This window comes from Streptomyces sp. NBC_01241, from assembly GCF_041435435.1.
GTDB lineage: Bacteria > Actinomycetota > Actinomycetes > Streptomycetales > Streptomycetaceae > Streptomyces.
The window spans coordinates 8,515,099-8,531,088 of sequence record NZ_CP108494.1; the positions used below are offsets into that span (position 1 = coordinate 8,515,099).

Below are 15,990 nucleotides of genomic sequence, written 5' to 3' on the forward strand. Positions count from 1 at the left end.
GAAAGGTGCAGCGGTGTTCAGAAGACTGCTCCATGCCCAGACGGATCCGCCCCCATCAAGATCCGTGCTACGTGACCGATTCAGCGCGCATCCGGTGTTGATGGCGCTGATGGCCGTTGTCTTCACGGCTTTCGCGTTGGCCGTTCCGGCCGCGTACGCGGCGGCGAGTCGCGCGGACGAGACCGCAGCGACCCAGGTGCTCACCTGGACGGCCGGCGACGATTACATGAAGTACACGTCAGCCCCCACCACTGCGGTGGCCGGCAAGGCGACCATCGTGTTCGAGAGCAGCGCGGCGACCGGCAATACGACGGGGTTGACGCACACCCTGACGTTCGACGTCTCGAACCCCGACTACAACAACGACGTCAGCCTCAACATCCTGGCGAGCCCCTTCGACTCCGAGGGAGGCAAGCACACGGCCGAAGTCACCCTCACACCTGGCGTCTACCACTATTTCTGCGCGATGCCGGGCCACCAGATGATGTCGGGTGAGCTCATCGTCACCGCTGCGCCCGGCGACGACACCACTGCGCCCGACACGTCGGCGACGGTGTCGGGGACGAAGGACGCCGCCGGGAACTACGTGTCGAGCGCGACGGTCACGGTGACCGCTTCCGATGCGGAGTCGGGTGTGGCTGGAATTGAGTACTCGCTCGACGGTGCGTCGTACAGGAGTTACACAACTCCTGTTGCTGTCAACAGCGTTGGTCAGCACGCGTTGGCCTATCGGGCCACGGACAAGGCGGGTAACACCTCGCCGGTGAAATCGGTGGAGTTCACCGTCGTGGCACCCGAACCGCCGAAGGACACCACGCCACCCGACACGTCGGCGACGGTGTCGGGGACGAAGGACGCCGCCGGGAACTACGTGTCGAGCGCGACGGTCACGGTGACCGCTTCCGATGCGGAGTCGGGTGTGGCTGGAATTGAGTACTCGCTCGACGGTGCGTCGTACAGGAGTTACACAACTCCTGTTGCTGTCAACAGCGTTGGTCAGCACGCGTTGGCCTATCGGGCCACGGACAAGGCGGGTAACACCTCGCCGGTGAAATCGGTGGAGTTCACCGTCGTGGCACCCGAACCGCCGAAGGACACCACGCCACCCGACACGTCGGCGACGGTGTCGGGGACGAAGGACGCCGCCGGGAACTACGTGTCGAGCGCGACGGTCACGGTGACCGCTTCCGATGCGGAGTCGGGTGTGGCTGGAATTGAGTACTCGCTCGACGGTGCGTCGTACAGGAGTTACACGACTCCTGTTGCTGTCAACAGCGTTGGTCAGCACGCGTTGGCCTATCGGGCCACGGACAAGGCGGGTAACACCTCGCCGGTGAAATCGGTGGAGTTCACCGTCGTGGCACCCGAACCGCCGAAGGACACCACGCCACCCGACACGTCGGCGACGGTGTCGGGGACGAAGGACGCCGCCGGGAACTACGTGTCGAGCGCGACGGTCACGGTGACCGCTTCCGACGCGGAGTCGGGTGTGGCCGGAATTGAATACTCGCTCGACGGTGCGTCATACCGCAACTACACGGCGCCCGTTGATGTCAACGCCGTGGGTCGACACGCACTGACCTACCGAGCGACGGACAAGGCGGGCAACACCTCGTCGGCGCAGTCGGTGGAGTTCACCGTCGTGGCGGCTCCGCCCGAGGACAGGACGCCGCCGCAGGTGTCGGCCTCCGTCTCCGGTACGAAGAACGACTCCGGTGACTACGTCGGCAGCGCGAAGGTGACGGTGACGGCCTCGGACGCAGAGTCGGGTGTGGCCAGGATCGAGTACTCCCTAGACGGTGGCCCCTACCTGCAGTACTCCGCCCCGGTGGCGATTGACAGAGCCGGGAGCCACACCTTGCTCTACCGGGCCACCGACAAGGCTGGCAACACGTCCACGCCGCAGTCGCTGTCCCTCACCGTCGTCGACAGCAAGCCGCCGACCGGCTGTCCTGAAACGGACGACCGCTCCACCGTGTTCACCGGCTCGATCAACACCGGTGTCCCGAACCGCGTCACGAGCAACGGCTGCACGGTCAACGAGCTGATCGAGGATCACCGGGCCTGGAAGAATCACGGCGCGTTTGTCTCGCACGTCGGGGAGATCGTCACGACGCTGCGGAAGGAGGGAGTCCTTGACCAGCGGGAGGCCGCCGAGATCAAGAAGGCGGCCGGCCAGTCCGACGTCGGCATGCCGACCCGCGGTCCCGCCAGCCGCTGAGTCACGGCCCGGCGGTGACACCACCTGAGCCGTGTGCCTCGGTCGACTGCATCAGCAGTCCGCCGAGGCGACCCGGACAGCACACCAGGACCGATGGGGTGGAGAGTTGGACGGCTCCACACCATCGGGCCCGGCTGCCTCCGCAGCAGCCGAGGCGGCAACGAGGCAGTGCTGCGTCGCACCGGCTTTGTCCATCAGCTGATGAAAGTCCCGTGAATCGGTGCACGAGTTTCTTTTGCCTTCGACAGCACGGTGCTACGGTCCGGGTGGAAGTCGCACCCCCAAGCATCGGGCATGCGAACGGTTCTGGCCACGACGGGGGCGGTGTGAGGAGTACGACGGCTCGACCGGCCAATATCCATCAGGCCCGGCTGCTCCGCCTCCTGCGCGACCTCGGCCCGCAGTCCCGGGTCGCCCTCGGCGACCAGGTAGAGCTGTCGCGCTCCAAGCTCGCGTTCGAGATCGACCGCCTGCTGGAAACCGGTCTGGTCGTCCCGGACGGCCTCGCTGCCTCCCGCGGCGGTCGCCGCTCGCACAACGTCCGGATCGCCCCGTCACTGCGGTTCCTCGGCGTGGACATCGGCGCCACCTCCGTGGATTTGGCGGTCACCAACGCCGAGTTGGACGTCCTCGGCCACGTGGCCGAGCCGCTGGACGTGCGCGACGGTCCGGTCGCGGTCTTCGAGCGGGTGCTCGCGTTGGTCGGCAAGCTGCGCGAGACGACGTCGGTGGAGCACTTCGACGGCGCCGGGATCGGCGTGCCGGGACCCGTCCGGTTCCCCGAGGGTGTCCCTGTCGCGCCGCCGATCATGCCCGGATGGAACGGCTTCCCCGTCCGCGAGGCGATGAGCCAGGAGCTCGGCTGTCCCGTCCTCGTCGACAACGACGTGAACCTGATGGCCCTGGGCGAGCAGCAGGCCGGCGTCGCCCGGTCCGTGCGCGACTTCTTGTGCGTGAAGCTCGGGACCGGCATCGGCTGCGGCATCGTCGTCGGCGGCGAGGTCCACCGCGGTATCACCGGCAGTGCAGGCGACATCGGCCACATTCAGGTGGACCCGGACGGGCCGCGGTGCGCCTGCGGCAACACCGGTTGCCTGGAGGCCTACTTCGGCGGGATCGCCCTCGCACGCGACGCGACCGCGTTCGCCCAGTCCGGCCGCTCGACGGAGCTGGCCGGACGGCTCGAATCGGCCGGAAGGCTGACTCCCGAGGACGTGTCGGCCGCCGCGGGTGCCGGAGACGCCGCGGCCCTGGACCTGATCCGCTGGGGAGGCAACCGCACCGGTCAGGTCATCGCCGGCCTGGTCAGCTTCTTCAACCCCGGCCTGGTGGTCATCGGAGGAGGGCTCACCGGACTGGGCCACAACCTCCTGGCGAGCATCCGCACCCAGGTCTATCGTCAGTCGCTGCCGTTGGCGACAGGCAACCTGCCGATCGTGCTCGGCGAACTCGGCCAGGTCGCCGGCGTCGTCGGCGCCGCCCGGCTGATCAGCAACCACATCTTCTCACCGGCCTGACGCTTCGATACGCGGCCGGAACCCGTGGTGAGCCCGGCCCCGCGACGGACTGCGCGGGGCCGACCGGAGCGCTACTGAATCCTGCGTTCCGCCCCGGCCCACGCCCGGTCGCGCAAAACGAACTTCTGGATCTTGCCGGTGAAGGTCTTGGGTAGTTCCCCGAACACCACGTGCTTGGGCGCCTTGAAGCGGGCCAGCCGGACTCGGACGAACTCGATGATGGTGAGATCCGCGACGGCGCTTGGGTCGCCGAACTCGACGGTGACGTTCTCAGGGCTGGCCGCAGGGGATGCGGCTGATCGTCCGCGAGGAACGCCTGCAAGCCGGCGCGCAGTTGCGCTTCACTGTCAATACCCCTCGAACCGTGGAGATCTTTTAAGCGGCCAGCTCCAAGGCGGGGTTGGCCCGGTGGTCGTGCTCGTAGTCGATCGGACTCCGATACCACACACGCTGTGCAGTCGGTGTGTGTGGTAGAAGCCGGTGATCCAGGACGGTCAACGGGACGTGTTCGTGCTGGCAGGGGGTGCCGTAGGGGCGTCTGCATACGCCGAGTTCAACTTTGCGCTTGTCGAAGTGCTCTTCGAACTCGTCCCACGCGTCGCGAGTGACGTCGCGGTATTCGTGGTCGGGGCGGAGCTTGCGGCGCTCGCGGCCCGGGGCCGTTCCCATGCGCGTATCGCCCGGGAGCCCGGTCTGCACCTGGACACGGTGCGCACGCGGCGACGCCGGTTCGCCGAGGAGGGCATCTCGGGGCTGACCGACCGAAAGCGCTCCGGCCGGTCGCCCTCGTTCACCGCGCTGCAGGCCGCCCAGGTCAAGGCCCTGGCCTGCCAACTGCCCGCCGAGACCGGGGCCGCTGTCCCGATGGTCATGCCCGGAGCTGGCCGCGAGGCGTGGCGAGCGGCGCCGACTACGTGCTGCGCCGGTGGTGGGCACGGCGCCGGTAACCGGCCGCCCGCCTGGCACGGCACCGTCCGCACGTCCGCCAGCGCTGCCACGTCACGGATCGCCCGGCCTCTGGTGCTTACTTCCAACGTAGATACAAACGTGTCCGCCGACGCCTTGTTCCGCTCCGGAAGCAGGAATAGCATCCGGCGCAATCGATCTTGGAGGGGTTCGGAGTGTCGAACATAAAACGCGTGAAGCCGGCGCTGATCGCAGTGCTGATACCGATGGTGGTGCTCGGCGTCGCCGCGCAGCCGGCGATGGGGCAGGTGCGCCTGCCACCGTCGGTCAAGACCTACGAGGGAGATCCCGGCCGGCTCGGTGACGCGGCGAGCTGGCGTACCCCTGAGTTCAACCGGGACGCCGGCCTGGTGTCGATGGGAACCGAATTCGCCTACGCCGCCGGCTACTCCGGCACCGGGATGAACATCGGCGTCGTCGACTCGGGCGTCTTCGCCGGGCACGTCCGGGAGCACGGAAGCCTGGACACGAACTACGCGGTCGGGGACCGCTACTTCTCCGTGGAGGCCCAGGGCGGCCAGACGGGCCCCACGCCGGGGTTCTACAACCCGGCGTTCAACGACAGCCACGGCACCCACGTCAGCGGGACCATCGGTGCGAGCCGCGACGGCGTCGGCGAGACGCAACCGGCCGGGCCGGATGCCAACATGCACGGCGTCGCGTTCAACAGCAACGTGTACATGGGCAACACCGGCAAGACGGACGGCGTGCTCTACGGTCTCCTGCCGGCGAACGCGACCGCCGCGCAGAAGCCGGACGACGCCTACATCGGCGATGTCTACCGGGCCGTGAACTCCGCCAAGACGGCGAACGGCGAGCCCATCAGGATCATCACCAGCAGTTGGGGTAGCCAGCCCAACACGGAAAACTACAACACGTATGACACGCCGCCCGGCAGCCCGGCGGGCTTCGGTCTGAACACGGCATGGCGCCTCTGGTCCACTCCGGACGGCGTCGTCGACGCGAACGGGAGCTCCGCCCACTGGCTGAACGGTGCCATCGAGGCCGCGCGTACCGGCACGGTCATCCAGTTCACCGCCGGTAACAGCGGCTACGTGAACCCGTCGCCGCGAGGCGCCGCGCCGTACTTCATGCCCGAGCTGGAGGGCAGCTGGTACACGACATCGGGTATCAACCCCGCCCAGGGGCGCACGTTCAACGCTGACGGCTCCGTCCTGGTCCCCGGCCAGCAGACGTTCAACCAGTGCGGCGTCGCGAAGTGGTTCTGCGTGACGGCGCCGGCCAACAGCATCAACAGCACGACCGTGTCGGTCGTCAACGGCGTTCCCGAGCCCCGTTACGGCAGTTCGTCGGGGACGTCGATGGCCGGCCCGCACTCGGCGGCCGCACTGTCGTTGGTCATGCAGCGCTTCCCGTACATGACCAACGAGCAGACGCTCTACACGATGTTCACCACCGGCCGGCAGAACAACACGATCAGTGACGCGGCGGGCAACGCCGTGCTGAACCCCACCGGCGGCCAGATCGTGCAGGTGCCGGACAGCCGCAACGGCTGGGGCACGGTCAGCCTGCGGGAGGCCGTGAACGGCCCGGGCCAGTTCGTGGGGCCGTTCGTCGTCGACACGCAGGGGCGCGACGACGTGTGGTCGAACGACATCTCGGACGTCGCTATCCGGGCCCGCCAGCAGGAGGACACCGCCGAGGCGGCCGCCTGGGCGGCGACCAAGGCCGCCAAGGGCTGGACCAAGGGCCTGCCGGCCGGCGCGAGCGACGCCGACAAGTCGGACTACGCCATCGGGGTCCACCGTGAGCAGGCCCGCGAGGCCCGCGCCTACGAGGGCAGCCTCACGAAGCGTGGCGACGGCACCCTGTTCCTCACCGGCAGCGAGACCTGGCACGGGACGAGCGCCGTCCTCGACGGCAAACTCTCGGTCGTCGGCTCGCACGCGAGCGCTGTCGACGTGCGCGGCGGAACGCTCGGCGGCAGCGGCACCGTGGGTGACAGCATCAACGTCAACCGCGGCGTGCTGCGGCCCGGTCTCACGGCCGACGAGGCCGCGCAGATCACCGGCGCTTCCGGCGCCGCAGGCAATGTCCTGAACGTCGGCGGGAACGCAACCATCGGCAAGGAGGGTCGCGTTGCCGTCACGATCTCCGGCGACCGGGACTACACGAGCGTCCGGGCGGCGGGGAACCTGGTTCTGGACGGTGAGCTGGACCTGGACGTGCGGGGCAAGCTGACCCCGGGCACCGAATTCACGATCATGAGCGGTAGCTCGATCAAGGGCGCCTTCCACGCGCTGCCGGAGAACCGGGCCCTGAACGTGGGCGGTTACCTGTTCCGGGTGTCCTACAAGAACAACAGCGTGACGCTCACCGTCATGCACGAGGTGCCGAACACGGGAAGTAGGCCGTGACCCGTTAACTCAACTCGGCTTGACTACGGTCGAGCCGTGGTGAAGGGGCAGAAGGGAAGGGCGGGCCGCGACGCCGATCTCAGCGTCGCGGCCCACCCATGCACGTGGTCATCTGTTGCGACCGGGCGTCGACTCAGTCGCGCCGAATCCGTGTCGCTCGGCCTCTGACGGCGCACGGAGCACCGTCTACTGGGCAGGCGCCGCCGGCCCGGAGTCGGCCACCCAGCCCGGGTGGGCGGCGACGAACGCGTCGACGGTGTCGTCCCGGACCGCCGGCAGCAGTTGCATGCTGGTCGGACTGAGGATCTCGGCGCTGCCGACGCCCGACACGGCGCGGCTGTTGAACGTGCCGTTGTTGCGGTGCCCGCGTACTCGCCCAGACTGAGGGCCCGGCGGATATGCGTACGCGTGCCGTTGGCGGACCCGCCGAGGTTGATGCCGTCGGGGGAGCTGGAACGCATGGACGGCGCGTAGTAGCCGATCATCTCCAGGTCACGGCGGCCGGCCAGGTACCAAAGGGCCTCGGCGAACTGGAAGACCGGATGCGCTCGGACCGTTTCCTGCGCCGCGCAGTTCCGGCGCGGCAGTCCGGTGTCCGGGGGCGCCCGCCTCGTCACGGTCGCGAGTTCGTGTTCGGTGACCCCGCCACCTGGTGCACCCCCGACGAGCAGACGGTGACCGAGACCCGTCTCTACGGCACCGCCGTCGCGCGGGCCTGGGACCGGCTCCACCCGAGACTGGCCCATCGCTCGGCCTGGACGGCTCAGCTGGGCGCCTTGCCGGTCATCGAGGGCACCGTGATCCGCTTGCAGGTCGAGCACCTGCCCAGCGGGGCAACACCGAAGCCGGTCTGGCTGTGGTGGTCAGGTCTCGACGCGACTGAGACGGAAGTCGACCTGCTCTGGCAGGCATTCCTGCGGCGCTTCGACATCGAGCGAGGGACCACGCGGCCGCGATGTGGGTGCTGTGGATTGCGGCGCGTTCGGCCGCAGCGAGTGCGCCGGCCATGCGGGAGACGTGGTCACCGACCCGGAGGAAGAAGCCGCCATGCTCTTCGGGTAGAGCCCTGTCCCATCTGTCCTCCGCCTCACGGACCACGTTCCGCATTTCTCCTGCGCGAGGGGTGTAGGTCAGGCTCGGCCGGGTGTGGAAGGCCCACCGGTATGCCTCTGCCAGGTCGTGCTGCCAACCGTCCGACGACGCTCTCTCCCGCGGGGCGGGTGCGTGGCGCTGAGCAAGGTGCAGGACACGCGACCAGGTGGCGGCATCCGTGGACAGAAAGCCGCGCCAGGCTTGGAGGGAAGGAGTCCACAGGGCGCCGACGTGTGGTGGAGCGGACGTTTCGGCGGATCGGTGGCGTCTGAAGCCCCGCGTGGGGATGATGTGCCGACCGTCCCATGCCATGCGCGTATGCCTTTCCAGGAGAGGACTTCTCCAGGAACTGCCGGGGCCAGCCGTGAACGGAGAACCGGTCAGGAGAAGCGCGGAGGTGCCCGTACCGGCGTTCTCCGCACGACGGGTGGAATGCACTGCTGCGCTATACATCCGTCCGTTCGTCACATCGTGGTGGGTCGCGAGCGGAGCAGAGCCTTCGAGGTGACGGCGAAGGGCATCGACGAGGCGGGATCCGTCGGACGCGTCGGTGCGATGAGACGCGGACGCTGGCAGACAGCGGTTGGGGCCCGTTGAGTGAGTTTGCGGGGAGTCGGACGCCGTGATGGTCGATCTGTTTCCCGAACGACGCGGTCGCGCCGCACGGATTGGACTGCGACTCGCTCGGGGCGCCGGACAGGAAGATGAAGCCGGACTGCGCGAAGGCGTAAGACGTCGTCTCAAGTGGTGCTGGGCGAGCGCCGGGCTGAATGGAGGCCGGGCCGGATGTCAGACGAGGGCCGTAGAGTCCGTGCGTCTTGCAGGGACAACGCATTGGAGATGCTGGTGAGCCGTCACACCCCGCCCCGCCCAGTGGCCGTGGAGCGGCTGTTTCCCGAGCTGGCACCGGTGTGCCGGGAGACGGTACGGCTTCATCCTCGGGCGGGCCGTCCGTCGTGTCACGACAGTTCGGTCGGGGGTCCATTGCTGTGGCCCGCCGATGAGCCCTGGCCTGTGTGCACCGAGGAGCACTACGACATTGGCAGCAACACGCCTCATGAGGCCGAGGTGCCTCTCGTGCCAATCGTGCAGGCCTATGAGGCGGATGCATCCAGCGTGGGACCGGTTCCAGGCCGTGATCCTCGCCTACGACCTCGGACTGGCCCGCCCCAACAGCCTGGGCTGATCACCAGGCGAGGCAGTCCAGGCAGTCGCCCGGCAACGCGAAGCCCCTACTCCTCTGTGGTATTCGTGCCGTTCGGGCTCACAGAGATGGTTATAGATCAGCAAAGAGAGCCGGACGATGACCAGGCGGTGGTCGACGGGCTATCACGAGTGCTGACCACAGGCGCAGTTCGGCCACATCGTGGCCGCCTGCCCGCCCGCCAGCCCCGTCGGTGCAAGGCCCAGCCCGGCAGATCCGCCTCCAGACTGATGGTGACGCGTCGTCACCGGGGATTAACTCGGGATTCCGCCCGATTGCTCAACGTCCACCAACGCCATCATCGCTCACCGCACCCGAATTTTCGGCCTTTCCACAGGACCTCGAGTTTCGCTGTTCTGACCAGTCGTCAGTGCCTGTTCCGGGGTCAGGCTGCCTGGTCACCGTCGGCGGCGGCCCAGGCGTGCTGGACCTCCCGGATTTCTGCATCCGTGGGCCGACCTGGGGTGGTGGGCGTAAATCGGGCCGCGATGATGGTGCGGCGGAGCTTGGCGGTCATGTCGGCGAATGCCGGGGTGGTCTTGGTGGTGTACCACGGGGCTCGCTCGCGGCGTTCGGCGGTATCGGCGGGGTGGTGACCGTGCAGCGCGTACCAGATGACGGTGATCGTGTAGCAGTACAGGCCGAACGGCACCCCTCGCTGGACTGCGTGCCGGGTCCGGTGGTGGGCCTGCCCGACGCCGAGGACGCTGCGGGCTTCGCCGAAGGTCACCTCGATCGACCACCGCGCGGCATAGCGGGCCACCAACTGCCCGGCCGACGCGGTCAGATCGGTGGATATCAGCGCCAGGTCGTAGCCGGTATCGGTGGTGTCCTCACGCAGCAGTACCACCTTCACCGGCTGGGTGTGGAAGGAGCCGTACCACAGGCAGGTGGTCTCGGTGGCGAACACGGTTTCGGTGCGGCCGTAGCGGGTCACCGCCTGCGGGGTGAACACCAGCGTGGCGGCCAGCTCGGCCGGCGTGCCGAGCCGGTCGCCCTTCAGGCGGGGCCGCCCACGCCGCCCGGTCGGCGGCGGGGCGAGAGCGTAGAGCACGGCGTTGGACGGCACCCGGGTGGTGAAGGTGACGGATACCGGCAGGTCACGCAGCGCACGGCCGTGGTAGGCAGCGTCGGCGACCACATCGATACGCCGACCCCAGTGACAGGCGGCCAGGAACCGGATCATCGCCGCGGCCAACTCGACCTTGGTCTTCTCGCCCTTCGGGCGGTGCAGCCGGGCGGCCACCGGCAGGCACACCGGCCGGGACAGGAACGGCAGGTCCACGATCAGGCCGATCACGACGAAGCAGGTGCCGTAGCCGATTCCGTCGCGGCCGGCGGCGGAGCCGTCGTGCTGCCAGGCGGCGCCGAAGACCTTCTTCCCGCGCCGTTTGAACAGCGTGTCGTCCACCGCCACCGTCAAGACGGCGCCGTCGGGCACCAGCGAGCGCACCACGAGGTGGGACAGCGACGCGCCAAGCGTCTGCGGGTCCCAGCGGGCGCGAGCGAAGAAGGAGTGCGCCCGGTCGTGGGACCAGTGATGCGTCAAGTTCGCGCCCAACAGCATCCCGGTGACCGTGCCCCGGCCGGTGTTCGCGATCAGCCCGGTGACCAGCGTGGCGAACGTGGAGAAGGTCGGCGAGGTGAAACTGCCGCGCAAAGCACCCAACACGGCGAGCAGAGATGCGGGTACGGTCGGATCCGGAAGCATCGGCGGGTCCCTCACAGCAGGCGACACAAGCACCGCCGATGCTTCCTTGCTGTCCACTCCCAAGGCGGAACAACGGCCACAGGTCACCCGCGCGAGCTACCTACCTGACAGTTGGTCAGAACAGCGAAAGTCGAGCAGGACACAGCGCTCGCGAAATCCGGATCCTACAAACCGAGTCCCGCTGCCTGCAGCGTCCGATCGCTCTCCGACTACTGGAAGTCTTCTCGAAACCGGGATATTTCGCGCCTGCCGGGTCCGTTCGGCGCCCGACGCGACACAGCCGGAGAACGTGCCCGTGGTCCACGGATGGGCCGAAGGGCGAGCGCCAGATCAATGAATTGCATAATTTTGCAATTCAATACATGCTGTAGAGGCTCTGTCCGTAGGTAGCCGCGGGCACAGTGCCAGCGATGTCCCAGATACCTGGGTGATGGGAGTGTTCGAGACCGTGCCGGTTCCGCTGTATCAGGCCAAGGCCGAGTTCTTCCGGATGCTCGGGCACCCGGTGCGTATACGGGTGCTGGAGCTGCTGCAGGGCGGACCGATGCCGGTACGCGACCTGCTGAATGCAATCGATGTGGAGCCGTCTGCGCTGTCGCAGCAGCTGGCGGTGTTGCGCCGCTCGGGGATCGTGACCGCTACCCGGGAGGGCTCGACGGTGGTGTACGAGCTGGCCGGCGGCGACGTCGCGGACCTGATGCGGGCGGCGCGCAGGATCCTCACGGAGATGCTGAGCGGACAGAACGAACTCCTGGCCGAGTTGCGGGAAGCAGAGGTAGCGGCCGAGTGAGTGCGTTGCTGGCCCGGTCCTGGGAGCGCGTGCGCTCCCTGTTGCCTGCCCGCGCCGACTACGCGGTCATGGCACGTACTCCGCGCCGCGACCTGCTCGCCGGCCTCACCGTCGCCATTGTGGCACTGCCGCTCGCTCTCGGGTTCGGTGTCTCCTCGGGGCTCGGTGCAGAAGCCGGGTTGGCGACCGCCGTGGTGGCGGGCGCTTTGGCGGCGCTGTTCGGCGGCTCGAATCTCCAGGTCTCCGGCCCCACGGGGGCGATGACGGTGGTGCTGGTACCGATCGTCGCCCGGTATGGGCCCGGCGGTGTGCTGACGGTCGGCCTGATGGCCGGTGTCCTGCTGGTCGTGCTCGCCCTGTTCAAAGCCGGCCAGTACATGCGGTATATCCCGGCCCCGGTGGTGGAGGGATTCACTCTGGGCATTGCCTGCGTCATCGGATTGCAGCAGGTCCCGGGCGTGCTGGGCGTGGCCAAGCCGGAGGGCGACAAGGTCCTGGTGGTGACCTGGCGCGCGTTCGAGGAGTTCGCGAAGGCGCCGAACTGGACCGCTGTCGCTCTTGCGGTCGGTGTCACAGCCGTGATGCTCCTGGGCGCACGCTGGCGCCCGACCATCCCGTTCTCCATCGTCGCGGTGATCGCCGCCACGGTGGCCGCCCAGCTCTTCCGCCTCGACGGGGCCACCCCGATCGGGGATCTGCCCTCCGGGCTGCCTGCTCCTTCGCTCGGCTTCCTGGATCTGTCGTCGCTCGGTTCGCTGATCGCCCCTGCGGTCGCGGTCGCCGCACTCGCGGCGCTGGAGTCGCTGCTGTCGGCCACCGTCGCGGACGGCATGACGGTCGGGCAGAAGCACGACCCGGACAAGGAACTGTTCGGGCAGGGCATCGCGAATCTGGCCGCTCCTCTGTTCGGCGGTGTCCCGGCGACGGCCGCCATAGCCCGTACCGCGGTCAACGTCCGTACCGGCGCGGGCTCCCGGCTGGCCGCGCTCACCCACGCCGCCGTCCTCGCCGTCATCGTCTTCGCCGCAGCCCCGCTGGTCTCCAGGATCCCGCTGGCCGCGCTGGCGGGTGTGCTGATCGCGACCGCAATCCGCATGGTCGAGGTCGGCTCGCTGCGGGCAATGGCCCGCGCGACCCGCTCCGACGCGCTCGTCCTCGTCCTGACCGCGGCTGCCACCCTGGCACTCGACCTCATCTACGCAGTCGCCATCGGCCTGGTGGTGGCCGGGGCGCTGGCGCTTCGGGCGGTGGCCCGCCAGGCCCGGATCGACCCGGTGGACTTCCGGCCCGATCTGCCCGGGGAGCACAGTGAAGAGGAGCATGCGCTGCTGGCCGAGCACATCGTCGCGTACCGGATCGACGGGCCGCTGTTCTTCGCCGGCGCCCACCGCTTCCTCCTCGAACTCTCCGAGGTCGCCGACGTGCGCGTGGTGATCCTGCGGATGTCGCGGATCACGACCATGGACGCCACCGGCGCCCTCGTGCTGAAGGACGCCGTGGAAAAGCTGAACCGGCGCGGCATCGCCGTGATGACCTCCGGCATCCGCCCCGGCCAGCGCCAGGCCCTCGATTCCGTCGGCGCTTTGGGCCTGTTGCAGCGGGAAGGGCGCGAGTACGCCTCCGCTCCGCAGGCCATCGCCGGGGCCCGTGTCCACCTGCAGAAGACCGGTCTGCTGCCCGCCCCCAGCCGGATCGCCCCTGCCACCGAACAGGCTTCCCGGTGACTGCCCCCGAGGCCGTCACCGGCACGGACGAGGCAGCCCATTACCGCCGTACGGTGCCGGGCTGGACCCACGGCCCACACGACACCCTCGTACGGATCCGTCCGCAGGCAGTCAACGGCTTCCGCCTCCTCTCCCCGGAGACCATGTGAGTACGCAGCTCGAAACCTTGCCGTACCGGCATGTGCTGACCCTGCCCACAATGGGATCGGCCGTGCGGATCGCACGTGAGACGGCGGAGCAGGTACTGACGGAGTGGGGGATCAGCCGCCGCCATCCGAACGTGGGTCCCGCGCTGCTGATCCTGGCAGAGCTGGTGACCAACAGCGTGCGTCACGCTGCCGCGCTCTCCCCGAACGTGACGGTCATCTTCGCAGGCGGGCCGGACACGTTCGTGTTCGCCGTCCATGACCGCCACCCCTTCCAGCCCGCCCTTCACACCACAGGCACCAGCACGGGCACCGGAAATACCGGTCTGGCCACCGTTACCGAGCTCACCCTCCAGCTCGGGGGCACCGCGGTCGTACGCGGGGACGCGGACGGCCAGGGCAAGAGCATCTGGGTCACCCTCCCCCTGTAGAAGATTGAGGCAGCGACCATGACCATCCAGTGGCGCTACGCCACCCACCCCAACCTCGGCGTCCTCTCCCTCGCCGGATACCTCGGTCCGGATGCCGTCCACCGGTTCACCGGCGCCATCGGCTGGGTCCGGGCACGCGGCACCGGACCGGTCATCCTCGACCTGAGCGAGCTGCGTGGCTCGTCCACCGGCGGCCAGCTCGCTGTGGCCCAGGCCGCCCGCCAACTCCATGGCGACGGGCGGCGCCTGGAACTCGCCGCGATCCCCGCCGACGGCTCCCTCGTCCTCGACGGCACCCACCCGCCGGTCCCCGTCCACTGCGACCTGCCCACCGCCCTCGCCGCCCACCAGGCCCCGGCCGGGGACAAGGGGGAGTGGTGCACCGACGAGTGGCCCGGCCCGCGCACCGGCGCCGACCAAGCCTGATACGAGCAATGCACAGCAACGACCCGAGCAAGGAAGAACCATGAGCGACGTGATCGTGAAGGACAGCAACGGAACCGTTCTGGAGGACGGCGACTCCGTCACCCTGATCAAAGACTTGAAGGTGAAGGGCACCTCCGAAACCCTCAAACGCGGCACCCTGGTCAAGAACATCCGCCTCACCGGCCAGGCCGGCGAGATCGAGTGCAACACCAAGAAGGTCAAGGGCCTCGTCCTGAAGACCGAGTTCCTGAAGAAGGCCTGACCCAGGACTCACACGTCGCACGCGCTGCGCCCCGCGCTTCAGAACGGGGACGGCGCGTGCGGCGTTTCCCGCCGCCTGAGGCGTGCGGCAGCGCGAAAGCCGCGTCCAGCGGCCAGGCTCGTCCGCCCAGCGCGCACTGTCCACCGCCCGCACGGCCCGGCCCCCACCACCCCGGCCGACCGCTGCGACGTCAACCACATGGGCGTTCAGCAGACAGTTCGGGCCCCAGCGCACTCATGGGGGCCATCCGCAGTGGCGTTTTGCCATTTCAGGCCAGTCCGGCCGTGGTCACTTGTGGGCGTGCTCGCCCACGTAGAACAGCAGCCAGACGAACCCCGCGAACAGGTGAGTGCCGAAGATGTAGAAGAAGGCACGCAAGGCCACGCCTTTCTCCTTCCAGGACTCGGTGCCGGCTCCGCCGCCATCAGGGGCAGGCTGGTTCTGGCCTCGGGCACCGTCACTCATGGCCCGTCTCCCGTTCTGTGTCTGATACGCGGTAGCGTGCTCGTGTCGTCCGGGCAGCGGTGTGCAGGTGCGGACGCACGCGCGCAGTGGCGCCGTTCTGGGCGGCGAGCGTGCTGACCTCAGCCGCATCCGCAGCGCGCGTGACAGTTCCGTCACTCAGATACGGGCAGGTCATCCCGACCCACACTCCGGCCGCCGCGTCGATGCCGGTCACCGGGGTCCGTGGAGCTGGAATCGGACCAGGACCGTCTTCCCCTGTCCCTGTGGAGCGGGCTCGACGCTGACGTTGCCGTCGTAGGCGGCTGCGAGTTCCGCAACCGTCCGCAAACCCTGGCCTGTCGGCCTGTCGGCCCGGCGGCCAGGTCGATCACGCGGGAATCCAGGTCACGGACGCCGATCACCAGCTGCCCGGCAGCCACGGTAACCACCACCTCCGCATCGGGCGATCTCTCGGCGTGCCGTACGGCATTGGTGACGAGTTCGCTCACAACCAGCAGCGCGGCGCCGGTCAGCGAGGAATCGGGGGCAAGCCCGAAGGAGGTGAGGGCCTCGGCGGTGCTGACGCGAACCGCCCTGACCGACGCCGGGACCAACGGCACCGTCATGGCATGCCGCTTCACATTCGGCTGGCCACGCACCCCTGCGGGCGCGTGCCTG

Annotated in this window: 15 protein-coding genes and 1 pseudogene; 11 read left to right on the forward strand and 5 right to left on the reverse strand. The window is 68.6% G+C overall.

What is annotated here, in order from left to right; translation table 11 throughout:
* Window positions 1-100 precede the first annotated feature (100 nt).
* Both OG306_RS38590 and OG306_RS38595 read left to right on the forward strand, forming a co-directional pair.
* Window positions 101-2,221, forward strand: coding sequence for an OmpL47-type beta-barrel domain-containing protein (locus tag OG306_RS38590; protein ID WP_371666305.1), 2,121 nt, complete (start codon window positions 101-103; stop codon window positions 2,219-2,221).
* Window positions 2,222-2,547: 326 nt separating this feature from the next.
* Window positions 2,548-3,738, forward strand: a complete 1,191-nt coding sequence (locus OG306_RS38595; protein ID WP_371666156.1) for an ROK family protein — start codon at window positions 2,548-2,550, stop codon at window positions 3,736-3,738.
* 375 nt (window positions 3,739-4,113) lie between these two features.
* On the opposite strand, the gene OG306_RS38600 is transcribed toward OG306_RS38595, so the two are convergent.
* Window positions 4,114-4,407, reverse strand: a complete 294-nt coding sequence (locus OG306_RS38600; protein WP_266907806.1) for a hypothetical protein — start codon at window positions 4,405-4,407, stop codon at window positions 4,114-4,116.
* Here OG306_RS38600 and OG306_RS38605 point away from each other — a divergent pair.
* Window positions 4,360-4,872 carry a helix-turn-helix domain-containing protein gene (locus OG306_RS38605; protein ID WP_371666306.1) on the forward strand — a complete coding sequence of 171 codons (513 nt, stop codon included), beginning with the start codon at window positions 4,360-4,362 and terminating at the stop codon, window positions 4,870-4,872. The two genes, OG306_RS38600 and OG306_RS38605, sit on opposite strands and share 48 nt — an antisense overlap.
* Window positions 4,860-7,082, forward strand: coding sequence for a S8 family peptidase (locus OG306_RS38610; protein WP_371666157.1), 2,223 nt, complete (start codon window positions 4,860-4,862; stop codon window positions 7,080-7,082). The genes OG306_RS38605 and OG306_RS38610 overlap by 13 nt, the downstream gene beginning before the upstream one ends.
* Window positions 7,083-7,268: 186 nt before the next feature.
* On the opposite strand, the gene OG306_RS38615 is transcribed toward OG306_RS38610, so the two are convergent.
* Window positions 7,269-7,412, reverse strand: a complete 144-nt coding sequence (locus tag OG306_RS38615; RefSeq protein WP_266904373.1) for a hypothetical protein — start codon at window positions 7,410-7,412, stop codon at window positions 7,269-7,271.
* A 209-nt stretch (window positions 7,413-7,621) separates the two neighbouring features.
* Between OG306_RS38615 and OG306_RS38620 the strand changes: the two are divergent.
* Window positions 7,622-8,017: pseudogene (locus OG306_RS38620) on the forward strand (NF041680 family putative transposase); the annotation flags it as partial.
* Between the two features lie 1,746 nt (window positions 8,018-9,763).
* Here OG306_RS38620 and OG306_RS38625 read toward each other — a convergent pair.
* Complete coding sequence (locus OG306_RS38625; protein ID WP_266904371.1) at window positions 9,764-11,089, reverse strand: IS701 family transposase; 1,326 nt, start codon at window positions 11,087-11,089, stop codon at window positions 9,764-9,766.
* Window positions 11,090-11,537: 448 nt separating this feature from the next.
* On the opposite strand from OG306_RS38625, the gene OG306_RS38630 reads away from it, so the two are divergent.
* The 6 genes from OG306_RS38630 to OG306_RS38655 all read left to right on the forward strand — a co-directional run bounded on the left by OG306_RS38630 (window position 11,538) and on the right by OG306_RS38655 (window position 14,868).
* The gene (locus tag OG306_RS38630; protein WP_266752676.1) at window positions 11,538-11,879 is read left to right on the forward strand and encodes an ArsR/SmtB family transcription factor; all 342 of its coding nucleotides are present in this window, start codon (window positions 11,538-11,540) and stop codon (window positions 11,877-11,879) included.
* 68 nt (window positions 11,880-11,947) lie between these two features.
* Window positions 11,948-13,603: a SulP family inorganic anion transporter gene (locus OG306_RS38635; RefSeq protein WP_371666307.1), complete on the forward strand. Its 1,656-nt coding sequence runs from the start codon at window positions 11,948-11,950 to the stop codon at window positions 13,601-13,603.
* Window positions 13,600-13,752, forward strand: coding sequence for a hypothetical protein (locus tag OG306_RS38640; RefSeq protein WP_371666158.1), 153 nt, complete (start codon window positions 13,600-13,602; stop codon window positions 13,750-13,752). Before OG306_RS38635 ends, OG306_RS38640 begins: the two co-directional genes overlap by 4 nt.
* Complete coding sequence (locus tag OG306_RS38645; RefSeq protein ID WP_266751208.1) at window positions 13,749-14,180, forward strand: ATP-binding protein; 432 nt, start codon at window positions 13,749-13,751, stop codon at window positions 14,178-14,180. Before OG306_RS38640 ends, OG306_RS38645 begins: the two co-directional genes overlap by 4 nt.
* Window positions 14,181-14,198: 18 nt before the next feature.
* Window positions 14,199-14,606, forward strand: a complete 408-nt coding sequence (locus tag OG306_RS38650) for an STAS domain-containing protein (protein WP_266904367.1) — start codon at window positions 14,199-14,201, stop codon at window positions 14,604-14,606.
* A 40-nt stretch (window positions 14,607-14,646) separates the two neighbouring features.
* Complete coding sequence (locus tag OG306_RS38655) at window positions 14,647-14,868, forward strand: alkylphosphonate utilization protein (protein WP_266751211.1); 222 nt, start codon at window positions 14,647-14,649, stop codon at window positions 14,866-14,868.
* A gap of 288 nt (window positions 14,869-15,156) precedes the next feature.
* On the opposite strand, the gene OG306_RS38660 is transcribed toward OG306_RS38655, so the two are convergent.
* Both OG306_RS38660 and OG306_RS38665 read right to left on the reverse strand, forming a co-directional pair.
* Complete coding sequence (locus tag OG306_RS38660) at window positions 15,157-15,462, reverse strand: DUF6126 family protein (RefSeq protein WP_323184068.1); 306 nt, start codon at window positions 15,460-15,462, stop codon at window positions 15,157-15,159.
* Window positions 15,463-15,485: 23 nt separating this feature from the next.
* Window positions 15,486-15,938 carry an ATP-binding protein gene (locus tag OG306_RS38665; RefSeq protein ID WP_266904365.1) on the reverse strand — a complete coding sequence of 151 codons (453 nt, stop codon included), beginning with the start codon at window positions 15,936-15,938 and terminating at the stop codon, window positions 15,486-15,488.
* Window positions 15,939-15,990: the final 52 nt, after the last annotated feature.